This is a genomic window from Kitasatospora sp. NPDC001225 (assembly GCF_053597855.1).
On the sequence record NZ_JBSFJC010000477.1, the window covers coordinates 1 to 1,158 of the forward strand.

General features: G+C 74.4%; 1 protein-coding gene. It reads left to right on the forward strand.

What is annotated here, in order from left to right:
• On the forward strand, positions 1-1,158 hold a 1,158-nt coding region (locus tag ACWDCZ_RS41590), incomplete at both ends, for an AMP-binding protein (RefSeq protein ID WP_449818759.1).

Sequence of the window (1,158 nt, forward strand, 5' to 3'; positions counted from 1 at the left end):
GCCGTCGAGCCGGCCGCCCTCGCGGCGGCGCTCGCGGAGCAGCCGGCCGACCCGCCGACCGCCGCCGGGGGCCGCGGGGGAGAGGACACCGCGGTCATCCTCTACACCTCCGGCACCACCGGGGCGCCCAAGGGCGCCGAGCTGACCCACCGCAACATCGTGTGCAACGTGCGGGCCGGTATCCAGGTGCTGGGCCTGGTCGAACGGGACGTGATCTTCGGCGGGCTGCCGCTGTTCCACTCCTTCGGCCAGGTGATCGGCCTCAACTGCGCGGTGGCCGTCGGGGCCTGCCTGACCCTGGTGCGGCGCTTCGACCCGCTGGCCGCCCTCGCGGTGATCCAGCGCGACCGGGTGAGCGTCTTCCTCGGCGTCCCGACCATGTACACCCTGATGCTGACCCACCCGCGACGCGCCGGGCACGACGTCTCCTCGCTGCGGGTGTGCCTGGGCGGCGGCGCGCCGATGCCGCCGGAGGTGCTGCGCGGCTTCGAGACCGACTTCGGCTGCGTGGTGCTGGAGGGCTACGGGCTGTCCGAGTCCTCGCCGCTGGCCTGCGCCAACCGCAGCGACCGGGAGCGGACCGCGGGCACCATCGGCATCCCCGTCGAGGGGGTGCGGATGCGGATCGTCGACGAGTCCGGCCGGGAGGTGCCGGACGGCACGGTCGGGGAGGTGGTGATCCGGGGCCACAACGTGATGAAGGGCTACTGGGGCCGCCCGGACACCACCGCGCGGACCGTCCGGGACGGCTGGCTGCACACCGGGGACCTCGGCACCCGCGACGAGCGGGGCGACTTCCGGATCGTCGACCGCCGCAAGGACGTCATCATCCGCGGCGGCTTCAACGTCTACCCGAGGGAGGTGGAGGACGTGCTGTACGAGCACCCGGCGGTGGCCGAGGCCACGGTGATCGGCGTCCCCCACCCCACCCACGGCCAGGAGGTGGCCGCCGCCGTGGTGCTGCGCGAGGGCGCCGCGGCGACCCCGGAGGAGATCCGCGGCTTCGTCCGGGAGCGGGTGGCCCCGTACAAGTACCCGCGGCTGGTGTGGACGGTCGACGCGCTGCCCAAGGGGCCGACCGGGAAGATCCTCAAGCGCGAGGTAGGCGTCGGTGCCCCAGTGCCGGGCCCAGCCGGTGGCCAGCAGCAGGACGGTGCC